Source organism: Kribbella rubisoli, assembly GCF_004217145.1.
GTDB lineage: Bacteria > Actinomycetota > Actinomycetes > Propionibacteriales > Kribbellaceae > Kribbella > Kribbella rubisoli.
The window spans coordinates 207,197-228,126 of record NZ_SHKR01000014.1; the positions used below are offsets into that span (position 1 = coordinate 207,197).

A 20,930-nucleotide genomic window follows, 5' to 3' on the forward strand; every position below is an offset into this window, starting at 1 on the left:
ACCGATGAAGCGTGCACTGGCACTCTCGATCGCGTTGATGCTGGCCCTGTGCGGGTCAGCCGCCCCGACTGCCGGCAACGGCGGCCGGATCGTGTTCAGCCGGCAGCTCGACTCCGGCGGGTCGAATCTGTTCGTTGCCCGTGCGGACGGTTCGGGCGTCCGGAAGGTGGCGATTCCGGAGCTCGTCGAGGACTTCGGGTCGGCGCGGTGGTCCCCCGACGGCAGCAAGTTGCTGATCTCGAACCTGCTGCGGTTCGATGCAGCCGGCGAGCTCTTGCCGTTCCGGCCGGCGACCGTGCGGCCCGACGGATCCGGCTTCCGGATGCTCGAGCCACCGGGCGCGCCCTCCGATCTGCTCTGCGGCGCCTGGTCCCCTGACGGCAAGCGGATCCTGTGCGGATTCGGCGGCGACAAGCCCGGCGTCTTCAGCATCCGATCGTCGGACGGCGGCCATCCCATCCGGCTGACGACGAACCCGTACGGCGCGTCCGACGTCGCCGGTGACTACTCACCCGACGGAGACAAGGCCGTGATCGTTCGGTTCCGGGGTGAGGACACCGCGCTGTTCGTGGTCGGCACCGACGGCCATCACCTGCGCCAACTCACGCCGTACGGTCTTGCGCAAGGGCACGAACTGGCGACCGCCCGGTGGTCGCCCGACGGTCGCACGATCCTGTTCGCGACCGCGGAAGGCGGACTGTCCCTGATCCGGCTCCGAGATGCCGAGCTGACGCCGATCACTCTCGATGCCGGCGGCAAGGATTACCACGCCTTCGCGCCCGGATGGTCGCCGGACGGGACCAGAATCGTGATGTCGTTGTCGATCGACCAGCAGGAGGACATCTACACCGCCCGCAAGGACGGAACCCACCTCCAGCGGATCACGAACACGGCGGCCTTCGAACCGTTCGCGGACTGGGGATTCTAGACCTCCAGGAGTTCCCGCAGTACGTCGCCGCTGCGGGCCCACGACCAGTCGCGTCGTACCCACTCCCGACCGGCCGCGCCCAGCCGCCGGGCGTGGGCCGGGTCGGTGAGCAGCTCGGCGATCCGTACGCCGGTCGGCACCGGGTTGTACGGGTCGACCAGATAGCCCGTCTCGCCGTGCCGGACGGTGTCGCCGGCACCCCCGGAGTCGCCGACCACGACCGGCTTGCCCGTCGCGGACGCCTCCAGTGTCACGATCCCGAGCGCCTCCGGCTCGAGTCCGAATCGCCTTGTCCGGCAAGGCATCGCGAAGACATCGGCAGCATCGATGTACGGCGGGATGTCGGCCCACGGAACCGGCCCGGTGAACACCACCGACTCCGACACCCCGGTCGACGCCGCCAGCTCCTCGAGGTACTCCCGGTCCGGCCCGCCGCCGACCAGCAGCAATGTGGCACCCGGCGCCGACTCCCGAACGCGCGGCCATGCGTGGATCAGCGTGTCCTGCCCCTTCCGCCGGATCAGCCGCGAGACGCAGACGACAACCGGAACGCCTTCCAGCCGCAGGCCTTTGCGAACCTGCTCTCCCCCACAGTCCGGGGCGAACCGGTGCGTGTCGACTCCCGGCGTCAGCCTGCGAACCCGTGCAGCCGCCGCTGGTGAAAACGCAGGCTTGATCTGCTCCTCACACCACCCCGACACGGTCGTCACGGTGTCGGCCGCATCCCCGATCCGCCGCAACGCCTGCCGAGCACCGGGTACGCCGGCCCACCACGTCTCGTGCCCATGCGTCATCGCGACGATCCGCCGCGCCCCCGCCCGGCGCAGCGCGGGGCCCATCAGCCCCAGCGGTGCCGCCGCCCCGAACAGGACCCGATCCGCGCCGTACTGCCGCATCAGTCCGACCGCGCGCTTCGTAGTACGTGCCGTAGGCAACAACATCGACGTACGGTCGCGGATCACCGGGAACGGCAGTGTGGCGTCGTACGCCGTGTCGCCCGGCTCTCGCGAGGTGTAGACGACGACGTCCGGAAGCTCGTCGCAGAGGGAGCGGACGAATGTCTCGATCCCGCCCTGCCGTGGCGGGAAATCGTTGGTGACGACCAGAACGGTCATCGCTTGACCAGGGGCGGGACCGGGTCGCCGTTCTCGGTCCCCCAGGCCCGGCCCATCGCGATCCGCTCCGGCGGGGTCGGGTGGTCGGCGAACATCCAGTACCGCCAGCGGCTCGGGTCGAGACCGGAGATGTTCTGCACGGCCAGTTCGTGCTGCATCGCGACGAAGTTCTGCGGATCGTTCGTCAGCCGGAGCGAGTGGTAGTCGGCGCGGGCCTCGATCTTCCGGCTGACCAGATTCTGCACCGGGCTCGCCAGCGTCGTCGCGGCGGCGATCAACGCGACCAGCAGCGCGGACCGCCGCGGATCGGCCATCCGGTTCCCGAGCAGCAAGTACAGCAGCGTCACACCGAACGCCGTACCGAGAACGCCGATCAGCGTGCCGTGCAGTACGTCGTCCTCCGCCGCGTGACCGAGCTCGTGCGCGACGACGAGCCGTACCTGCGCGGGCGGAGTGTCCTTGAGAAGCGTGTCGTAGACGACCAGCCGACGGGTCGAACCGAAGCCGGAGACGTACGCGTTCAACGCCGTCGTCCGCTTCGACGCGTCCGCAACCAGCACATCCTTCACCGGTACGCCGTCCTGCTTCGCGAGCGCCAGGAATTCGTTGCGCTGGGCACCGGCCGGCATCGACGTGAAGTGGTTGAACCGCGGCTCGATCAGCACCGGGTACGCGAACGAGACGCCGAGCACGAGCAGCGCCGCAACGATTGCCCCGGGCAACCACCAGCGCTGCCGCCAGATCTTCGCGAACGCCATCAGGATGACGGCGACCACCGCGAGCCCGAGCGAGGTGATGACCCAGTTGACGCCGCGGTCCCACACCCACAGCCGCCAGTTCTCCACCGACAGGCCGTACTTGAGACTGACCCGCTCCGCGAAGACGTCGGTCGGAACGGTGAGCAGACTCGTGATCAGGACGACGCCGGCGACCGTGATCGGTACGGCGACGAACCACAGCCGAACGTGCAGAGCGTCGTACAGCCGGCGGCCGAGCGGAGTGAAGCCGATGACCAGCGGAACCACCAGCGAGATGATCCAGGACGCCGTCGACCACGGCAGGATCTCGTGGCGGAACGCGTTCTGGCGGGCGATCTCGGCGGTGGTGAAGTCGAGCGTGGCATCGGGTTTCGGCAGGTCGATCAGGTGCCACGGAGTCGTGACGGCGATCGTGAAGACGAGCGCGACGGCGAGCACGCCGCCGGCAATCCAGGGAGCCGACCGGCCGGCCGGTTCAGGCACCGGCGAGCCTCTCGAGGTACTTCTGCCACTCGGCGACGAACTCGGCCTCGGTCGTCCCCAGCACCGACTTGAACGCGTCCGCGAGACCGGTCGAGCTCTTCGAGGTGTGCACAGCCCGGTAGAACTTGACCAGCTTGGCCTGTCCGTCATGCTCGGCGATCAGCCGGCACGCAAGCCACGCCGACTCGTAGGCCTGCGGCAGCTCGGTCGCCGACGCGGCGAACGCCTCGGGCGTAGGCAACGTGGTCGGCACCTTCCCGGCGCGGACCGCCTTGAACAGTTCCTTCGCCGCCGACTCGTCCTGCACTGGTACGGCGGTGAACGCGACGTAGTCCGCGAAACCCTCGGCCAGCCACAACGGCACCGGGGAAGCTGTCGCGGTCGACGCGACGTGGGTGGTCTCGTGTGTCAGCACGATCCGGCGGCCCTGCTTGCCGAGCTCTTCGAACAGCTTCGGGTTGGCCACGATCCGCACCGGCGCGCCGACGGCCGGCGAGTCCAGCTCGGCGAACGTGACCGCAGCGATCTGGGTGTACGTGTTCGGCGCAGCGCCGAGGATGCCTTCCATCTGGGCCTGTTTGGCGGGCAGGTAGACGATCACCTTCTGCCGCCAGTTCTTGCCCCAGACCTTGCTCACCGACTCGACCGCCTTGTCGGCGACCGACACGTAGCTCTTCGCCTCCGACTCCGAGCCGAGGCTGACCACCAGGCTGTGCTTGCCCTTGGCCACCTCGACCTGGCCGAGCGCCCACACCGGTCGCCGCTGCCCCGCCGCGAACCGCTCCGAGAACGAGGCGGCGTACGTCGTCCCGTCGCGCGTGACGAACGTGACCGGAAGGGTCTCGCGGGCCGGCTTCACGTCGTACCCGGAGAGCTGCCAGGAGACCTCGACCTGGGCCAGCCAGGACTGGGTGCCGCCGAGCTGGGTCTGCCGGTCCGGCGTCAGCGCGCCGGGGTCATCGCTCACGTAGCGCAACTGGAACGTGCTGATCGGGAGGGTGGTGAGGTTCGAGAAGATCGTCCGCGCGCTGCCCCGGAAGTCCGTGGCCTTCGGGTCGATGGTGTCCAGGAACTCGGTGCGGTTGTCGTTCTCGACCGCGTCGGTCATCTTCTGCAGGACGGCCTCGCCCGCGACGGCCCGACGTACTCCGGCCTCGGCCTGGTCCGGCGTCGCCGAGGTGGCCGGATGCGAGTGCGCCGGCGAACCGTTCGGGTCGGCGGGCGCGTTGGCGACCTGCCGCAGACCGGCGTACCCGGCTCCGGCGACGAGACAGACGGCGACACCGAGAGCGACCTTCTTCAGGATCGGCGCGAGCGGCGGGTGGCCACTCGGCTCCCGTGGGTCACCAGCTGACGGGATCACTGGCAGCGGCACCGTATCGCGCTGATCGTCGATCACCTCGGCCCTTCGCTGCTCACCTGCCCCAGTCAGGCGGGACACCCGGCCTCCTCCGACATTACGTCATCAAATGAATCGGCTCCGGGGGAGGGATCCCCCGGAGCCGCAGAGTATGTCAAGGGCGCAGGTCAGCCCGGGCGGACCGCGGAGTTGAACGGCATCTCGTCCATCGGGGCGATCTCGACGCTCTTGCCCGGACGCGGGGCATGCACGATCCGGCCGTTGCCGAGATACATCGCGACGTGGCTCACCGGGGAGTAGTAGAAGATCAGGTCGCCCGGCATCAGGTCGGACTTGCTGACCGGGCGGCCCTCACCGGTCTGCGCCTTCGACGAGTGCGACAGCGAGACGCCGGCCTTGCCCCAGGCGTACATCATCAGGCCGGAGCAGTCGTAGGAGCTGGGTCCGTCGGCGCCCCAGACGTAGGGGTCGCCGAGCTGGGACAGCGCGGCGTTCACCGCGATCGCCGCACGGCCGCTGGCCGGCACGTTCGGCAGGTTCTCGTCTTCCCGGTCGCCGCCGCGGGTCGGGCGCTCGCCGCGCGCCTTCTCGGCGTCCTTGGCGTTCTCTTCCTCGATCCGCTTGCGGTCGGCGGCGCTGAGCTTGTCGAGCACCTTCTCCGCGTTGTCGAGGTTGGTCTGGAGCTGCTTCTTGAACGCGTCCTGCTTGGCCTGCACGGCCTGCAGGGAGGCCAGCTCGGTCTGCTCGCTGGCCTGCAGGTCGGTGAGCTTGCCCTGGGCGACCTGGTAGCGACGCAGCGCGGAGTTCTGCTGCCCGGCGAAGGCCTGGGCGGTGGAGGCCTGGCTGAGGAACTGGTCCGGGTTCGTCGACAGCAGCAGCTGCGCCGTCGTGGAGATGCCCGAGGTCTGGTAGCCGGCGACCGCGAGGGATCCGATCTGCCGCTTCACACCGTCGACCTGGCCCTGCTGCTTGGCGATCGCGGTCTCCAGCGCCTTCACCCTGGCACCGGAGGCGCTGATCTGCCCGCGGAGGTCGTTCGCCGACTCACCCGACACCTCGGCCTGGTGCTGCAGCTCGGCGACCTGCTTCTTCGCCTCCTCCAGCGTGGGCGCGGGGTCGGCGTTGGCCGCTCCCTGGATCAGGATCACTCCCGCAGCGACAGCGGTGCTGGTGATGGCGGCGAGGGCGATTCCCTTGGTGCGGTTGATGCGTCCGATGGACACAGCCCGGTCGGTCCCTTCCTCTGCTCGCGCCGTCCCCGTTGACCAGGCCCGCCACGGACGATCGGTCCGTAGGCTTCGCCGGATCACTCCCTCGGCTTGCCGCTGCCCGGTCGGCCGGAGCGGCCGACACCCTGAGGCAACGAGACGTAACAGTAGTGACCGTTTCGTGACCAGTGCAATTCGCCCCTCGGGTTTGATCCAAAATTAACGAAGGATCATCCCGACCCAACGATCGTTTCGCCTTCGTCGGAAGGGTTTTGAGCAGCAGCATCCAGCTCGACACTGCTGACGGCGTGTACTAGGCGTAACGGTGGCACCAGGCCGGAATCGGCGAGGGCGTCCAGCGCGGCCAGCTCGTCGTCGTCGATCCGCAGGCTCCCGGCCCGCTCGGCGGCGAATCCGAGCACGACCGTCACCACGCAGTCCTGGCAGCCCGGACCCTTCATCACACAGGCGTCGCAGTCGATCAGCACAACATCCTCCAAGTGGGGAAGCACCCGGACTTGCATCCGGCTGAGAAGGACGCTAGAGAACCCCGCCGACAATTTCTGTTGTCAGGTGCGAGCGATGCGTGAGATGAGGCTGGTCGCGGAGAGTGCGCGAGCGCCGAGTTTGATGATGCTTTCGGCAACTTCGCGGTCGGTCGACACGACCACGACCGGCCGGCCCGGAGGCTCGGCGCGAACCAGTTGCCGGATCACGTCATCGGCGATCACCCCGGCCGGGCTGAACCGCACCCGCACCCCGCGCGGTGGATTCAGTTGCACAGGGCCCGACAATTCGGCGCCGTCGAAGACCACCGTGATCTCGACGCGACGTTGCGCGACCAACGCACCCAGCGCGGTGACGAGGCGCTGACGTTGCGAATGCAGCGGTGAGTTCGGCCATGCGGTCTTCGTCACGTTGTAGCCGTCGATGATCAGATGCACCTGCGGCAACGCCAGCAGTTCGTCGAACAAGGCCGGGTCGTCCTCAGGCGCCGTACGTCCGACCGGAGCCGCTTCGGGCTCTGAGCCGGCCACTGTGTCGGCAGGGCGGAGCTCTCCCCCGGGCGGCAGGGCCAGCTCTCGCCGCAGTCCACTCGCTGCCTCTAGCACCGTATCGAGCAGCAGCCGGGTGCGTGTCGTCGCGAGCTCCCGCTCCTGTCCCGCCGTACGACGGGCCGCGTGCTCGACTGCTTCCAGCTCGGTGATCCGGGTCCGCAGCTTGCGCAGCTCCCGCTCAACTTCGGCGCGGGCGGCATCGACGCGTTCGTCGGCGGTCTCGGCCTCTTTGGTGCGTTGCTCGAGATCGGTCTGCAGACCGGTGATCTTCTGCCGTGCTTCGTTGAGCTTGCGGCGGAGCGTGACGTTCTCGGCCTTGAGCTCGTTGACCTGTTCACGAAGACGTTCGCGGACCTGACGAGTCTCGGTGCGGGCTTGGTCGAGCTGGTCGGCGAGCCGGTGCACGGCCTCGTCGTCGGCGCGCGGGTTCTCCACCGGGACCTGAGCGGCTGCTGCGATGTGCTGCTCCCAGTCGTCCGGGCGAAGCAGGTACGCAAGTGCGGCCACCTCGACCGGGTCGGCCGCCGGGACCGCGACGCCGTCGGCAACGGCGTCGCCGAGCTCCGGGTGCTCCCGCCGTACCTCGTAGGCCGTCAGCTTGCGGAAGTGTTCGTCGGTCTCGAGGATCGGACCGAGCACCGAGGCGGACAGCTTGGCCCGTTTCGCCGGCGCGAAGCTGGCGAACCGGCGCAGCGGTGCCGGGATGTCGGTTGCGGGGAGCTGACCGAGTGCGTGTGCGGCGAGGTTGAGGACGCGTTGCCGGACCGGTTCAGGCAAAGTCGTAGCGGCGGAGCTCGCGGCGGTGCCGGCCTCAGTCACCGGTCCGCAGTCCGGCCGGAACGACTACCTGGCAGCTGCTGCTCCAGTGACGCAGACCACAGCGAACGGGCCTGTTGCCCTGATTCGCAGTGATCGCCTGTGTACGCATACAGAGAGCCTAGTCGACTCGCAGGCGTGTCACCTGCGGAATTGTCGGTGGCGGCTCTTAGCGTCGTGACCATGACCAGCCCAGGGCGTGCACAGGCCGCGGATCCAGCGATGCCGATCCGCGGTGTGCAGCACAGCTTCGACGACCTGGGTACGCCGCTGCACGCCATCACGTTCTGCGTCGTCGACCTCGAGACGACGGGCAATCCACCCGGCGAGGGCGGCATCACCGAGATCGGCGCGGTGAAGGTGCGGGCCGGTGAGGTGGTCGGCGAGTTCCAGACGTTGGTCAACCCATCGGAGACGATCCCGCCGTTCATCGCCGTACTGACCGGCATCACGAACTCGATGGTTGCCACGTCACCGCGGATCGAGTCGGTGCTGCCGGCGTTCCTCGAGTTCGCCCACGGGTGCGTGATGGTCGCGCACAACGCGCCGTTCGACATGGGCTTCCTGAAACACGAGAGCCTCGTGCACGGATACGACTGGCCCGACTTCGCCGTCGTCGACACCGCACTGCTGGCGCGGCGAGTCATCACCCCGGACGAGGCGCCGAACTGCAAGCTCGGGACGCTGGCCAAACTGTTCCGCACCACGGTCACGCCGAACCACCGGGCACTGTCCGACGCGCGGGCGACCGTCGACGTGCTGCACGGGCTGTTCGAGCGGGTCGGGTCGTTGGGCGTGCAAACGTTGGAGGACCTGCAGACGTACTCGTCGCGGGTCGCGCCGGCCGTGCGGGCCAAGCGTCACCTCGCCGAGTCGTTGCCGCACGCACCGGGTGTGTACCTGTTCACCGACGACCGCGGCGAGGTGCTGTATGTCGGGAAGTCGAAGGACCTGCGCACCCGTGTCCGGTCGTACTTCACCGCCTCGGAGACCCGCAACCGGATCGGCGAGATGGTCGGCATCGCGACCGGCGTCCGCGGCATCGAGTGCGGTACGCCGCTGGAGGCCGAGGTCCGTGAGCTGCGGCTGATCGGGGAGCACAAGCCGCGGTACAACCGGCGGTCGAAGTTCCCTGAGCGGCAGCATTGGCTGAAGGTCACCGTCGAGCCTTTTCCGCGCTTGTCGCTGGTCAAACAGGTGCGTGACGACGACGCCGGGTACCTCGGGCCGTTCAGTTCGCGGAAGACGGCCGAGCGGGCGATGGCCGCGCTGCACGAGGCGTTCCCGATCCGGCAGTGCACCGCGCGGATGTCGAAGCACCCTTCGTTGTCGCCGTGTGTGCTGGCGGAGATGGGTCGCTGCGTGGCGCCGTGCGACGGGCGGATCTCAATGGATTCGTACGGCGAGTTCGTGGCGGCGCTGCGGACTGCGCTGACCGTGGATCCAACGCCCGTGGTTGACGCGCTGGACCGGCGGATCGATGTGTTGTCGGCGGACGAGCGGTTCGAGGATGCCGCCGTGCATCGGGATCGGTTGAGTGCGTTCGTGCGGAGCTCGGCGCGGATGCAGCGGATGGCGTCGGTGACCGGATGCGCGGAGATCTGTGCGGCCCGGCGGACCGAGGACGGCGGCTGGGAGCTGCATGTCATCCGGCGCGGTCGGCTCGCTGCGGCCGGGTTCACGCCACGCGGCACGGACCCGCGCCCGCATCTCGAGATGCTCAGGGCTTCCGCCGAGACCGTGCTGCCGGGGATCGGCCCGGTGGCGGCCGCGTCGCCGGAGGAGATCGAGCTGATCCTGCGCTGGCTCGAGCTCCCCGGTGTCCGCCTGGTCGAGATGGACGGCACCTGGACCTGCCCGGTCAGCGGCGCCGGCCGTCACCTCACCCGCCTCGACAACTCCCACTCCGACGCCCACCACCACCCCACCGAACGCCGCCGCCACCTCCGCCCGCTGGGTCCGGCTCGGGTGGGTTAGACCTCGATGAACTGGTAGTCGGTGAGGATTCGGCCGTCGGGTGCGAGCAGGAGGAGATCGATGCCGATGGCAAGGGCCTCTCCCCCGCCGGCCGGGACCATCGCCCAGCGGAGCTTCACCAGGTCGCGGAGGGCGGCCGGCTCGCCGTGCGGCACGAACTCGTACTGACCGGGCGCCACGAACTCGTCGTACGCGCGGGTGACCCGACGTACGAGCTCTTCGTGGCCGCGGGCTTCCAGGTTTGCGGTGACGCCGATCTCGGTCGCGCGCTTGGCGATGTCCTCGGGCGGCTCGAGGAGGTGTAGGCCGTCCTCCGTCCACAGCTCCTCGATCGCCTTGCGGCGGGCGTCGGCGTCGGGCTCGTTCCAGACTGCTACATAGCGGTTTGCGAGGTCTTTGCTGTTCATGGGTACGACCTTGCCGGGCGTGGGTGTAGGCCGACAATTCCCTGCCGGGTATGGATTGTCGGTGGCGTGCGTTAGAACTGGCGCATGACATCAGAGCTGTCCGCGGACCTGCGGTCGTGGCGGACCCGACGACGAGTGAGCCAGCTCGAGCTGGCCATCCGTGCCGGGACGACGCAGCGGCATGTCAGCTTCATCGAGAGCGGTCGATCGTCGCCGGGGCGGGACATGATCATCCGGCTCGCCGAGTCGCTCCAGGTGCCGCTGCGCGAGCGCAACCAGCTGCTCGTCGCCGGTGGCTACGCGCCGGCGTACGACGAGACGCCGTACGGCGCGCCTGGCCTTGGCGCAATCCGCACCGCGCTGGAGGCGATCCTCGAGGGGCATCGCCCGTATCCGGCAGTCGTCGTCGACCGCAGCGGCGATCTGGTCCTCGCCAACCGCGCCTTCCACGCCCTCACCGCCGACGTGGAAGATCGCCTGTTGACGGGGCCTATCAACATCCCCCGGCTCCTGCTGGACCCGGGCGGCCTCGCTCCCCGAATCGTCAACTTCGCCCAATGGTCCTGGCACGTCATCGACGCGCTGACCCGCGAGGCCGCGCAGAACCCGTCGCCCGGGTCCGTCGCCCTCATCCACGAGCTCACCGCCCTGGTCCCACCCCGGCCGGCGCCCGACCACCTGGGTCTCGCCGTACCGCTCCACCTCCGCTCCCCGCACGGTGACCTACACCTCATCACCACGCTGACCAGGTTCGGTACGGCGATCGACGTGACCGTGTCGGAACTGCGGATGGAGGCGTTCCTGCCCGCGGACGAACCGACGTCGAGGGCGTTGCGGGGCCTCGACCACACTATGATTCAGCCGGTTGAAGTGTGAGCTCTGAGGAGAGGACGGCATGGTCACCGCGATCGTGTTCATCAAGGCCGACGTCGCACGGATCCCGGAGGTCGCCGAGCAGGTGGCGGCGATCGAGGGCGTCAGCGAGGTGTACTCCGTCACCGGCGGACTCGACCTGATCGCGCTCGTCCGGGTCGCGCGGCACGACGACCTGGCCACGGTCATCCCCGAGCACGTCAACCGGGTGCCCGGCGTCGTCAGCACCGAGACGCATATCGCGTTCCGCGCGTACTCCAGCCACGACCTGGAGGCGGCCTTCAGCCTCGGCGAAGAGAACGGTGTCTGACCACCGCTCTGATCGACCAGACTGACACGAGCTGAAGTTACGGTGAACACATGAACGTCCGGGGCCAGTTCCGTGCCGACAACGGCGTACTTCGTGGGTTCCCGCGTCCTGCGTTTGCGGCGACCGCCGAGCGAGGACGCGGATGAGCAATCCCCCCGCCGGCTGGTACCCCGACCCCACCGGCCAGCCAAACACCATCCGCTTCTGGAACGGCGAGAAGTGGACCAACGAGACCGACGTCGACCACGAGAACACCCCCGAACACTCGGAACCTGCGCAGGAACCGGTCCAGCTGAAGTCGGGCCGGCAGGAGTCCGTCTGGCAGGAGTCGGGCCGGCGGGAGCCGGTCGGGCTGGAGTCGGCTGGGGCTGAGGCGTCCGGGCCGGGGCTGCGGTCTGTGCAGGAGTCTCAGGGCGACGAGGCGGAGTCTGGTGGTTGGTGGCAGCCGGCGGCTACTCCGCAACTCTGGGACCTCGAGCCGACCGACGCCAGCACCCGCGCGAACGGTGGACCGCGCCTGCGTGCAGTGACTCCTGAGGAGCCTGCCCAGCCGGAGGAGCCTGCCCAGGACACGGGCCCGAGCGCGGCGGAGCGTGCCCAGGCGACCTGGGGCGCGCCGGAGATCGCACCTGCGCCCCCGGAACACTGGACGCAGCGTGAGGTCACGGACGAGGAGCTCGAGGCAGAGCAGGCTGCGACGGCTGCCGACGTACCAGCTGTGCAGTCCGAGGAACCTTCCAGCTGGACCCTCAAGCTCGCTCCCACACCGACCGAGCCCGCGCCTGCCGAGCCGACGGAGGGTTGGTCGGACGTCAGCTTCACAGAGCAGCCGAGGTTCGCTCCGACCCCGAAGGAGAACGTCCAGCCCGCCGACGCCGCCGTCCCGGATGGCGGCGGTGCTGTGGCGGCTGCGGATGTGACTGAGCAGGACCCCGAGGTTCAGGCGGCAGACGCAGCCGAGGTTGCCGCACACCTGCAGCCGGACTGGGGCAGCCAGGCGGGCGACGAGCAGGAACAGCAGTCCAGCGATCAGCCGTCGTGGGGCGTAGAGGCCAGCGACGAAGAGGACCTCCAGACCCCGGACCACCCGGCCGCGCCGCTCTGGACCATGCCGGACGCAGACGACGCAACGCAGGAACAACCCGTACCAGTCCAACTCTGGGCCGACCAGCCCTCCCAACAACACCCCACACAGCCGCCTGAGCACCACCCCGACCAGGGCCAGAGCTGGGGCGCCACGCAGGGGCAGGGTTCGAGCGGCGGGCAGGCCGACCAGGGGCAGGGTTGGGGTGCTGGGCAGGCTTGGGGGCCGCAGCAGGGTGCCGCGGGGAATGACGCGCCGCCGGCGGACAACGGTTGGGCTGTTGGTGACCAGCACGCGGTGCAGGAGTCAGGTCCATGGGGTCCGCAGGCGACTGCCGAGACGCAGAACGGTCAGCAGACCGGCGACCACCAGTGGGCCGGACAGAGCTGGCCAGTAGAACAGAACGGCGACCAGCAGACCTCCAACGGCTGGGCCCCCGAGCCGAGCTGGGACCAGAACCACCAAGGCCAACAGAACCCAGCACCCGCGCAGCAGAACGGCGCCCAGCCCTGGGGCAACAACCAGCAGGCCGACCAGCAGCCCTGGGGCACCAACGAGCACGCCGAACAGCAGCCCTGGGGCGACGGGCAGGGCGGCGAACAGCCACCCTGGGGCAACGGGCAGGGCGAGCAACAGCCGTGGGGTGTTCAGCAGAACGGCGGCCAGCAAAGCGGCGTACAGCAGGCCTGGGGGGAACAGCAGAACGGCGGCCAGCAGGGCGGCGTACAGCAGGCCTGGGGGGAACAGCAGAACGGCGGCCAGCAGGGCGGCGTGCAGCAGGCTTGGGGGGAGCAGGGGCCGCGCGCCTGGGGTGAGGACGAGAATGAGGCTTGGGGTGGGCAGACCGACCTGAGCAGCGGCGTCGGGACCAAGAAGTCGAAGGGCTCTGGCGCTGGTGGCGGGCGGTCCGGGGCCAAGCTGCCGTTGTTCGTCGGCGGTGGGATCGCGTTCGTGCTGCTGATCGTCCTAGCTGTCGTGCTGATCACCGGCGGGGGCGACGACAAGAAGGCCGATCCGACCCCGACCGGTGCGCCGACGCAGTCGAGCGGTACGCCGACGAACCAGAGCAGCACCAAGCCGGGCCAGTCGAAGAACCCGAAGCTGCACGAGGGCACCGGCCGGATCTCCTCGGACGCGATCTCGTTCCCGCGCCGGAACCCGCCGTGGTCGGACCGCAAGCGTCTGGTCCAGCAACTGCTGGACTCCAGCGGGCAGCACATCGTCCTGCAGGAGCACGTCAGCGGCGCCGACGACTGGACCGCGGACATCTTCGTCGGCGGGCTCGGTACCGGATCGGGCTTCAACGGCGACGCGAAGGCGACCGCGGCGGCGCTGGCCGGGCAGCTGCGGACGAGCATGTACGGGTCGATCCCGGCCACGTACCGGACCGTCGCGAACGGCGCGGTGAAGCGGACGAACAAATCGGGCTGGTTCTACCAGCAAACCGTTACCGCGAAGTCGGCGGCAGTGACCGATCGAGTGCTTACGCTGACGGTTGCCGTTTTCGACCTCGGCGACGGTACGGCGGTCGCCTACATCAGCGGCATCCCCAACAACCGCCCAGACCTCAAGGCGGCCGAGAGCCAGGCCTACAAGGGAATCAACGTTGGCTGAGAACGAAGACCAGACCCCGCCTCGCACCGGCGACGGCGGTCCACCCGCAGTACCCACACCCGGCGAGCCCCTCGCCAACCCGTGGATCCAGCCTGCGCAGAACACCCCCGAACCTCCGCCCAACACCTCAGACGCCCTCTTCGGCCAGTCCCCCGCCCCCGCCCCACCCCCACCGCCCCCCACCCGCCCCCAACACGCAGCCCCCCAAAACCCAGGCTGGCAACTCCCACCCCAACCAGGCGGACAGCAGCCGGGTGGACAGACGTGGGGCGCACAACCACCTGCCCAGCAGGCCAACCCACAGCAGCCCGGCCCCCAGCACGCGGGACCGCAGCACGCCGCCCGACCGCAAGGTCCGCAGTACACAGGCCAGCCACACCCAGGCCAGCCGCCGCAGCAACCAGGCGCGGCTCAGGTAGGCCCGGAGTACGGCGGCCAGCCGTGGCCAGGTCAGCCGGTCGCCGGCGGTCCACAGCCAAACCAGGGCCAGGCAGGTACGACGAGCGGCGGGCAGCCGGGCTCAGGTCAGCCAGGTCCGGGGCACGCTCGTCCGGCTCATGCCGGGCAACCACAGCCAGGTCAGCGTCAGCCGGCGCAAGCAGGTCCGCCACAGCCGCCTGTTGGTCAGTCGCAGGCTGGGCAGTCGCAAGCTGGCCAACCGTTTGGGCAGGCCCGGCCGGGCCACGGCGCTCCGCAGCAACCGCCCCTCGGGCGGCCGCAGGCTGGGCAGCCGCAAGGCGGGCAGATGTGGGGGCCGCCGCAGGGTGCGCCTTCGCGGGGGCCGCGGCAGGTTGGGTGGCAGACGCAAGCAACTGGGCCTCAGCATGGGCAGCATGCTGTGCAGCCGCAGCAGGCTGGCGGGGCCGGGCAACCGACGCTCGGGCAGACGATCTCGCGAGCGGCTGGGCAGGGCGCGGGCGGTGCGCACGCTGGCGCAGCTGCCGGTACACAAGCAGTCGGCGCGGCAGGCTCTCAGGTTGCCGGTCAGGCTGGAGCACATGCTGCCGGAGCAACTGGCTCGCACGCTGCGGGTGGTTCTCGGGTTGCTGGGCGGTTGCCTGGTGGGAGCGGGGATGGCGGTGGGCTGCCTGGGATTAGTGGGCGGGCTCGGTTGGTTGGGGCGATTGTGTTGGTTGTAGCGGCGCTTGCCACGACCGGGTTGAGTGTGGGCTGGATCTGGACGAAGGCGGATGCCGTCAGTCCGGTCGCGTTGCCGTCGGGTGGTGCGCCGATCGACACTGTCAGCCCGTCGGTGAAGCCGTCGGAGACGCCGACGCCGTACGGCAAGGTGCTCGGGACCTCGATGGTTGCCTCGAACAACGACACGATGCCGATCATGAGCTCGGCCTGGGGCAACTACGGCGAGACGACCGGCCTGTGGGGTGGCGCCGCGATCTGGCTCACCGTGCACAAGAACTACAACGGCAAGGGCGCGTCGTGGGGCAACTACACCGCCTTCGGCCAGCTCCCACCTGACATCCCGTACAAGAACACCGCGGCCGGCCTGAAGGAAGCCGCCGTGCAGATCGGCTCGCGCGCGATCATCAACCTGTACGACAAGGACGCACAGGTGATGAAGGGCACGACGCACAAGGCGATCACGGTCAACGGCCACCCCGGCCACGAACTCGTCGCCAAGGTCGTCGTGAAGGTGCCGATGCTGACCGAGACCTACTCCACCGTGATGATCGCGGTGATCGACCGCGGCGACGGTACGGCGGACGTCGCGATCGCCGACATCGCCGGCTCGACCCCCGCCTGGCAGAACGTCTGGCGCTACAAGGTCAGCCAGATCGCGATCAACAAATAACGAAAGGGCCGGCGGGTCACCCCCGCCGGCCCTTCCCCGAACTCAGCGCACCGAAGCGCAAGCAGCGATCCACCGCTCCAGCACGTCCTTCGCGGCACCGGAGTCGATCGCCTCGGCCGCGCGGTCCATCCCGGCCCGGATCCGCGCCGTCACAGAACCCTCCTCCGGCGTGTACGCCGCCAGCGCGGCCCCGGCGTTCAGCAGTACGACGTCCCGCACCGCCCCCGGCTCACCGTCGACCAGCGCCCTGACGACCTTCGCGTTGTACGTCGCGTCCGCGCCGCGCAACGCATCCGCGGACACCGGCGCGATCCCCAGCTCGCGCGGATCCAGCGTGACCGGTCCCTCGACCTTCCCGCCGCCGACCACCCACACCTGCGACGTCGTACGCGTGGTCAGCTCGTCGAGCCCGTCGTCGCCGTGGAACACCAGCGCGTCGATCCCACGCCGCGCAAGTACGCCGGCCATCAGCCCGGCCACCCGCCCGTCCGCAACCCCGACCGCCTGCGCGGACGGATCGCCCGGGTTCGCCAGCGGGCCGAGCAGGTTGAACGTCGTCGGTACGCCGAGCTCCCGCCGCGGCACTGCCGCGTTGCGCAGGGCCGGGTGGAACGCCGACGCGAAGCAGAACGTGATCCCGACCCGCTCCCCCACCTCGGCCACCTGCGGCCCGGTCAGGTCGAGCGGGATCCCCAACTCCTCGAGCACGTCGGCGGCGCCGCACGCGGACGAGGCAGCGCGGTTGCCGTGCTTCACGACCTTCGCGCCGGCGCCGGCCGCGACGATCGCCGACATCGTGCTGATGTTCACCGTGTGGGCTTGATCACCACCGGTGCCGACAACGTCGAGCGTTCGGCCGGGCACGGTGATCCGGGTGGCGAAGTCGCGCATGGTCGCAACCAGGCCCTCGACCTCGGTGACCGTCTCACCCTTGGACCGCAGCGCGATCACGAACCCGGCCAACTGCGCCGGCGTCGCGGCGCCCGACAGGATCTGCTCCATCGCCCACGCAGTGGCGGAGGCCTCCAGGTCTTCGCGCCGCATCAGCGGCCCGAGCACCTGAGGCCAGGTGTAGGCGGTCATGGATCAGGCGGTCGTGGCGGGCAGCTTGGACAGCCGCAGGCGGAGCAGGTCCGCGGTGACCTGGGCCATCCGGACCGGGTCGATCGGGTGCGAGACCGCGCCCTCGGCCCGCGACCAGGTCGCCAGCCACGCGTCCTGCGGACGGCCGGTGAGGACCAGGATCGGCGGGCACTGGAAGATTTCGTCCTTCAACTGCCGGGCGATGCCCAGACCGCCGGCCGGCACCGCTTCGCCGTCCAGGATCGCGAGGTCGATCCCGCCCTTGTCCATGGTCTTGATCACGGCCGGCTCGGTCGCGCACTCGATGTACTCGAGCTCGGGCAGGTCCGCCGCCGGACGCTTGCCGAGGGCCAGCCGGACGGACTCCCGCGTCGTACGGTCGTCGCTGTAGAGCAGCACCTTCAGCGGACGCTCTGAACTCATCGATCCATCCCAAGCTTGTTCAAAGAAGACTGGACACGCCGAATGCTACCGGGGCGACTGTTCGGCCCGGCGAGCCTGTTCCTCCAACCGGTCCAGGCGCCGGTCCTCGCGGCGCGCTTCGCGCTGCGACTCCCGCACCCACTGGACGAACAGTACGGCGAAGAACACCACGCCGACGAGGTCGCCCGAACCCCACAACAGACCGCCGGCGATGTACTGGTCGCGCAGCGGCGACGGCGACCAGGACCGCCCGAAGCTGGTGTACCAGTCCTCGGCGATCAGCTTGCTGGCCGACATGATCGTGATGCCGAGGAACGCGTGGAACGGCAGCGTCAGGAACGTCAGCATCAGCCGGAACGGGTAGATCACCCGGCCCGGCACCGGGTCCAGGCCGAGCAGCGGCCAGAAGAACAGCGACCCCACCAGAATGAAGTGCAGGTGCAACAAGTCGTGGAGTACGGCGGAGTGCAGCGTCGCGTCGTACCAGCCGCTGAAGTACAGCGCCCACGGGCTCAGGACGAACAGCGTGAAGCCGATCAACGGGAAGCACAGCACCTTGGCGATCCGCGAATGCAACACGGAGAGCAACCATTTCCGGGGGCGCTGCGGTAGCGTCCGGAGCGCCAGCGTGATCGGCGCGCCGAGCGCCAGCATCAGCGGCGTCAGCATCGACAGGATCATGTGCTGCACCATGTGCACGCTGATCAGGACCGTGTCATAGGTGCCGAGCGCCGACTGGGTGGCGATCACGGCACTCCCGAGGCCCAGTCCGACGAACGTGAACGTGCGCGCCCGGGACCATTTGTCACCGCGTTTACGCAGCTTGTGGACGCCGTACAGGTAGAGGCCGCCGAGAATGATGATCACGCCGAGTAACACCGGCTCGAAGGTCCATGCCGTCAGCAACCGGACCGGTGTCAGCGGCTCGATCTGGTCGCCGGGCGTGGCGTGGAGGGGAAGCACGCTTCCACAGTAGGAACACCCGGTTCACGACATGCACGGGGGTGGTCGTAGCGCTGAACGCGAGGACCGACATAATGACGGCGTGGCCACTGCAACCGCGCTCCCAGCGTCTCGTGAACACGGACACCACGACCGTCCCAGCATGGTCAGTGTCGGCACGATCGTCTGGCTCTCGAGCGAACTGATGTTCTTCGCCGCACTGTTCGCGGCGTACTTCACGATCCGGTCGGTAACGACCGCCGCCGCGGCTCCGGGGACGGAGACGCTGTGGCAGGTGTCGACGCACCTCCTGGACGTCCCGTTCGCCTCGGTGAACACGTTCATCCTGGTCGCGTCGTCCTTCACCTGCCAGGCAGGCGTGTTCGCCGCCGAGCACGGCAAGGTGGGCCGGATCGGCTCTGTGACGAACCCGCGCAACTGGGGCATGCGTGAGTGGTTCATCCTCACGTACATCATGGGCGCCGTGTTCGTCGCCGGTCAGGTGACGGAGTACACCGGGCTGGTGCACGAGGGTCTGACGATCTCGTCCACCGCCTACGGCTCGGTCTTCTACCTGGCCACCGGTTTCCACGCGCTGCACGTGACCGGCGGCCTCATCGCCTTCGTGTTCGTCCTGGCCAGGACGTACATGGCTCGAAAGTTCACCCACGAACAGGCCGTCTCGGCGATTGTCGTGTCGTACTACTGGCACTTCGTCGACGTGGTCTGGATCGCCCTGTTCGCGACCATCTACCTGCTCAAATGAGTGAGAAGAGATCTTCCTTGTCACCGGCGCGCTTTCTCTCCGCGCGACGACGGCACCGGTCCGCCGGCCTCGTCGTGCTCCTGTTCGGCCTCCTGGCAGTGGGTTCGGCGTACGCCGCTTTCGCCCCTGACGACGCGGTGGCGGACAACTCGGCCCAGTCCCAGCAGATCGAAGAGGGCAAGAAGCTCTTCTCGGTCGGCTGCTCCAGCTGCCACGGCCTGAACGCCGAGGGCGGCGGGAACGGCGCGGGCAAGATGGCCGGCCCGTCGCTGATCGGCGTCGGCGCCGCCGCGGTCGACTTCCAGGTCGGCACCGGCCGGATGCCCGCGATGCAGCCGGGTGCACAGATCCCGCGCAAGACCCCGGCGTACACGCAGGAGGAGATCGAGGCCCTGGCCGCGTACATCGCCTCGCTGGCCCCCGGCCCGGCGGTCCCCGCGCAGGACTCGTACGACGTGAGCAAGGCCACCGACGAGCAGATCACCCGTGGCGGCGAGCTGTTCCGCACCAACTGCACGGCCTGCCACAACTTCGCCGGTCGCGGCGGCGCGCTGCCGAACGGCAAGTACGCGCCGTCGTTGATGGGCGTCAGTGAGAAGCACATCTACGAGGCCATGCTGACCGGCCCGCAGCAGATGCCGGTCTTCTCCGACCAGGTCATGCAGCCGCAGGACAAGGCGGACATCATCGCCTACCTGAAGGCACTGCAGAACCAGAAGGACCCGGGCGGCTTCGGCCTCGGCCGGCTCGGCCCGGTCTCCGAGGGTCTGTGGGGCTGGCTCGTCGGCATCGGTCTGCTGGTGTGCGTAGCGGTCTGGATCGGCGCCAAGGGCGTCAAGGCCAAGGGAGCGAAGGCTCATGAGTGACGACAAGAACCTTCCGGTGGTGAAGGACGACGGCGAGCACCACGGCGCGGTCGAGGTGGCCGAGCCGATTCCGGACCCCGGTCTGGAGCCGCACGAACCGCGGATCACCGACATCGACCCGAAGGCCGCCGACCGCGTCGAGCGGCAGGTCTCCGCGATGTTCGGCCTGGCCACGCTGCTGGTGCTCGGGGCCTGTGTCGCGTACTTCGCGATCGGGCGGGACTCGATCCTTCAGTTCGGGCCGCTGTCCGGCAACGCGAACAACATGGTCATGGGCCTGTGCATCGGGCTCGCGCTGTTCCTGATCGGCGCCGGTGCGATCCAGTGGGCCAAGAAGCTGATGGTCGACGAGGAGATCTCCGAGGACCGGCACGCCGCGCACTCCTCGCCGGAGCAGATCGCCGAGATCACCGAGGCGTTCAAGCAGGGCACCGCCGAGTCGGGCTTCGGCCGGCGCAAGATGATCCGCAACTCGCTGATCGGCGCGCTGGGCGTGCTCGGGCTGCCGGCCATCATCTTCCTGCGCGACCTCGGACCGCTGCCGGGCCGGTCGCTCTACAACACGATCTGGGCCAAGGGCATCCGGGTCGTCAACGACGTCACCGACCGCCCGATCAAGCCGTCCGACCTGATCGTCGGCCAGCTGGTCAACGCGGCGCCGGCCAACCTGGCCCCGCTGCAGGAGGAGAACCCGACCGAGTACCAGAACGCCAAGGCCAAGGCCGCGGTGATCGTGGTCCGGATCAAGCCGAGCGAGATCCGCACCAAGCCCGGCCGGGAGAACTGGGGCATCGACGGCATCCTGTGCTACTCGAAGATCTGCACCCACGTCGGCTGCCCGATCTCGCTGTACGAGCAGACCACCCACCACGTGCTCTGCCCCTGTCACCAGTCGACCTTCGACCTGTCCGACAGCGCCAAGGTCGTCTTCGGTCCTGCGGCCCGGCCGCTGCCTCAGCTACCGTTGGCATTGGACAGCGAGGGTTATCTGGTCGCGCAGAGCGGCTTCACCGAGCCGGTCGGCCCTAGCTTCTGGGAACGAGGGTGAC

At 69.0% G+C, this 20,930-nt stretch carries 20 protein-coding genes; 9 read left to right on the forward strand and 11 right to left on the reverse strand.

Annotation, left to right across the window (positions count from 1 at the left end; genetic code table 11):
• The first annotated feature begins 4 nt into the window (after nucleotides 1-4).
• Nucleotides 5-928 carry a TolB family protein gene (locus EV645_RS26620; protein ID WP_157997157.1) on the forward strand — a complete coding sequence of 308 codons (924 nt, stop codon included), beginning with the start codon at nucleotides 5-7 and terminating at the stop codon, nucleotides 926-928.
• On the opposite strand, the gene EV645_RS26625 is transcribed toward EV645_RS26620, so the two are convergent.
• From EV645_RS26625 to EV645_RS26650, 6 genes are all read right to left on the reverse strand, one after another.
• Nucleotides 925-2,043 carry a glycosyltransferase family 4 protein gene (locus EV645_RS26625; protein WP_130446752.1) on the reverse strand — a complete coding sequence of 373 codons (1,119 nt, stop codon included), beginning with the start codon at nucleotides 2,041-2,043 and terminating at the stop codon, nucleotides 925-927. The two genes, EV645_RS26620 and EV645_RS26625, sit on opposite strands and share 4 nt — an antisense overlap.
• On the reverse strand, nucleotides 2,040-3,284 hold the full coding sequence (locus tag EV645_RS26630; protein WP_130446753.1) for a M48 family metallopeptidase: 1,245 nt from the start codon (nucleotides 3,282-3,284) through the stop codon (nucleotides 2,040-2,042). The genes EV645_RS26625 and EV645_RS26630 overlap by 4 nt, the downstream gene beginning before the upstream one ends.
• Nucleotides 3,277-4,725 (reverse strand): hypothetical protein, encoded by a 1,449-nt coding sequence (locus EV645_RS26635; RefSeq protein WP_130446754.1) that lies wholly within the window; start codon nucleotides 4,723-4,725, stop codon nucleotides 3,277-3,279. Before EV645_RS26635 ends, EV645_RS26630 begins: the two co-directional genes overlap by 8 nt.
• Nucleotides 4,726-4,811: 86 nt before the next feature.
• Nucleotides 4,812-5,867 (reverse strand): C40 family peptidase, encoded by a 1,056-nt coding sequence (locus EV645_RS26640; protein WP_130446755.1) that lies wholly within the window; start codon nucleotides 5,865-5,867, stop codon nucleotides 4,812-4,814.
• Between the two features lie 215 nt (nucleotides 5,868-6,082).
• A complete protein-coding gene (locus EV645_RS26645) occupies nucleotides 6,083-6,340 on the reverse strand; it encodes a hypothetical protein (RefSeq protein WP_130446756.1) in 258 nt (85 codons plus the stop codon).
• Nucleotides 6,341-6,421: 81 nt separating this feature from the next.
• Nucleotides 6,422-7,729 carry an NYN domain-containing protein gene (locus EV645_RS26650; RefSeq protein WP_130446757.1) on the reverse strand — a complete coding sequence of 436 codons (1,308 nt, stop codon included), beginning with the start codon at nucleotides 7,727-7,729 and terminating at the stop codon, nucleotides 6,422-6,424.
• Between the two features lie 180 nt (nucleotides 7,730-7,909).
• Between EV645_RS26650 and EV645_RS26655 the strand changes: the two genes are divergently transcribed.
• Nucleotides 7,910-9,703 carry a DEDD exonuclease domain-containing protein gene (locus EV645_RS26655; protein WP_130446758.1) on the forward strand — a complete coding sequence of 598 codons (1,794 nt, stop codon included), beginning with the start codon at nucleotides 7,910-7,912 and terminating at the stop codon, nucleotides 9,701-9,703.
• Here the strand turns inward: EV645_RS26655 and EV645_RS26660 are convergent.
• Nucleotides 9,700-10,110 (reverse strand): hypothetical protein, encoded by a 411-nt coding sequence (locus tag EV645_RS26660; RefSeq protein ID WP_130446759.1) that lies wholly within the window; start codon nucleotides 10,108-10,110, stop codon nucleotides 9,700-9,702. The two genes, EV645_RS26655 and EV645_RS26660, sit on opposite strands and share 4 nt — an antisense overlap.
• A gap of 84 nt (nucleotides 10,111-10,194) precedes the next feature.
• Here EV645_RS26660 and EV645_RS26665 point away from each other — a divergent pair, with 84 nt between their 5' ends.
• The 3 genes from EV645_RS26665 (at nucleotide 10,195) to EV645_RS26675 (ending at nucleotide 13,991) form a co-directional block, all read left to right on the forward strand.
• Nucleotides 10,195-10,986 carry a helix-turn-helix domain-containing protein gene (locus EV645_RS26665; RefSeq protein WP_130446760.1) on the forward strand — a complete coding sequence of 264 codons (792 nt, stop codon included), beginning with the start codon at nucleotides 10,195-10,197 and terminating at the stop codon, nucleotides 10,984-10,986.
• Nucleotides 10,987-11,005: 19 nt separating this feature from the next.
• The gene (locus EV645_RS26670) at nucleotides 11,006-11,293 is read left to right on the forward strand and encodes an Lrp/AsnC family transcriptional regulator (protein ID WP_130446761.1); all 288 of its coding nucleotides are present in this window, start codon (nucleotides 11,006-11,008) and stop codon (nucleotides 11,291-11,293) included.
• A 142-nt stretch (nucleotides 11,294-11,435) separates the two neighbouring features.
• Nucleotides 11,436-13,991: a DUF2510 domain-containing protein gene (locus tag EV645_RS26675; RefSeq protein ID WP_130446762.1), complete on the forward strand. Its 2,556-nt coding sequence runs from the start codon at nucleotides 11,436-11,438 to the stop codon at nucleotides 13,989-13,991.
• 520 nt (nucleotides 13,992-14,511) lie between these two features.
• Here the strand turns inward: EV645_RS26675 and EV645_RS43230 are convergent.
• Nucleotides 14,512-14,640: a hypothetical protein gene (locus tag EV645_RS43230; protein WP_277877098.1), complete on the reverse strand. Its 129-nt coding sequence runs from the start codon at nucleotides 14,638-14,640 to the stop codon at nucleotides 14,512-14,514.
• Between the two features lie 477 nt (nucleotides 14,641-15,117).
• On the opposite strand from EV645_RS43230, the gene EV645_RS26680 reads away from it, so the two are divergent.
• Nucleotides 15,118-15,801: a hypothetical protein gene (locus EV645_RS26680; protein ID WP_242000674.1), complete on the forward strand. Its 684-nt coding sequence runs from the start codon at nucleotides 15,118-15,120 to the stop codon at nucleotides 15,799-15,801.
• Nucleotides 15,802-15,843: 42 nt separating this feature from the next.
• On the opposite strand, the gene trpD is transcribed toward EV645_RS26680, so the two are convergent.
• The 3 genes from trpD to EV645_RS26695 are packed head-to-tail and all read right to left on the reverse strand — an operon-like array spanning nucleotide 15,844 to nucleotide 18,270.
• Nucleotides 15,844-16,884, reverse strand: a complete 1,041-nt coding sequence (gene trpD / locus EV645_RS26685) for an anthranilate phosphoribosyltransferase (protein ID WP_130446763.1) — start codon at nucleotides 16,882-16,884, stop codon at nucleotides 15,844-15,846.
• A gap of 3 nt (nucleotides 16,885-16,887) precedes the next feature.
• Entirely contained in the window at nucleotides 16,888-17,307 is a 420-nt protein-coding gene (locus tag EV645_RS26690; protein WP_130446764.1) for an Rv3143 family two-component system response regulator, read from the reverse strand.
• A 45-nt stretch (nucleotides 17,308-17,352) separates the two neighbouring features.
• The gene (locus EV645_RS26695; protein ID WP_130446765.1) at nucleotides 17,353-18,270 is read right to left on the reverse strand and encodes a cytochrome c oxidase assembly protein; all 918 of its coding nucleotides are present in this window, start codon (nucleotides 18,268-18,270) and stop codon (nucleotides 17,353-17,355) included.
• A 31-nt stretch (nucleotides 18,271-18,301) separates the two neighbouring features.
• On the opposite strand from EV645_RS26695, the gene ctaE reads away from it, so the two are divergent.
• From ctaE to qcrA, 3 genes are read left to right on the forward strand one after another with little or no spacing between them, the layout of a single operon-like run.
• The gene (gene ctaE, locus EV645_RS26700; RefSeq protein ID WP_198681872.1) at nucleotides 18,302-19,015 is read left to right on the forward strand and encodes an aa3-type cytochrome oxidase subunit III; all 714 of its coding nucleotides are present in this window, start codon (nucleotides 18,302-18,304) and stop codon (nucleotides 19,013-19,015) included.
• A complete protein-coding gene (gene qcrC, locus EV645_RS26705) occupies nucleotides 19,012-19,881 on the forward strand; it encodes a cytochrome bc1 complex diheme cytochrome c subunit (protein ID WP_130446767.1) in 870 nt (289 codons plus the stop codon). Before ctaE ends, qcrC begins: the two co-directional genes overlap by 4 nt.
• Nucleotides 19,874-20,929, forward strand: a complete 1,056-nt coding sequence (qcrA, locus tag EV645_RS26710; protein ID WP_130446768.1) for a cytochrome bc1 complex Rieske iron-sulfur subunit — start codon at nucleotides 19,874-19,876, stop codon at nucleotides 20,927-20,929. Before qcrC ends, qcrA begins: the two co-directional genes overlap by 8 nt.
• Nucleotide 20,930 lies beyond the last annotated feature (1 nt).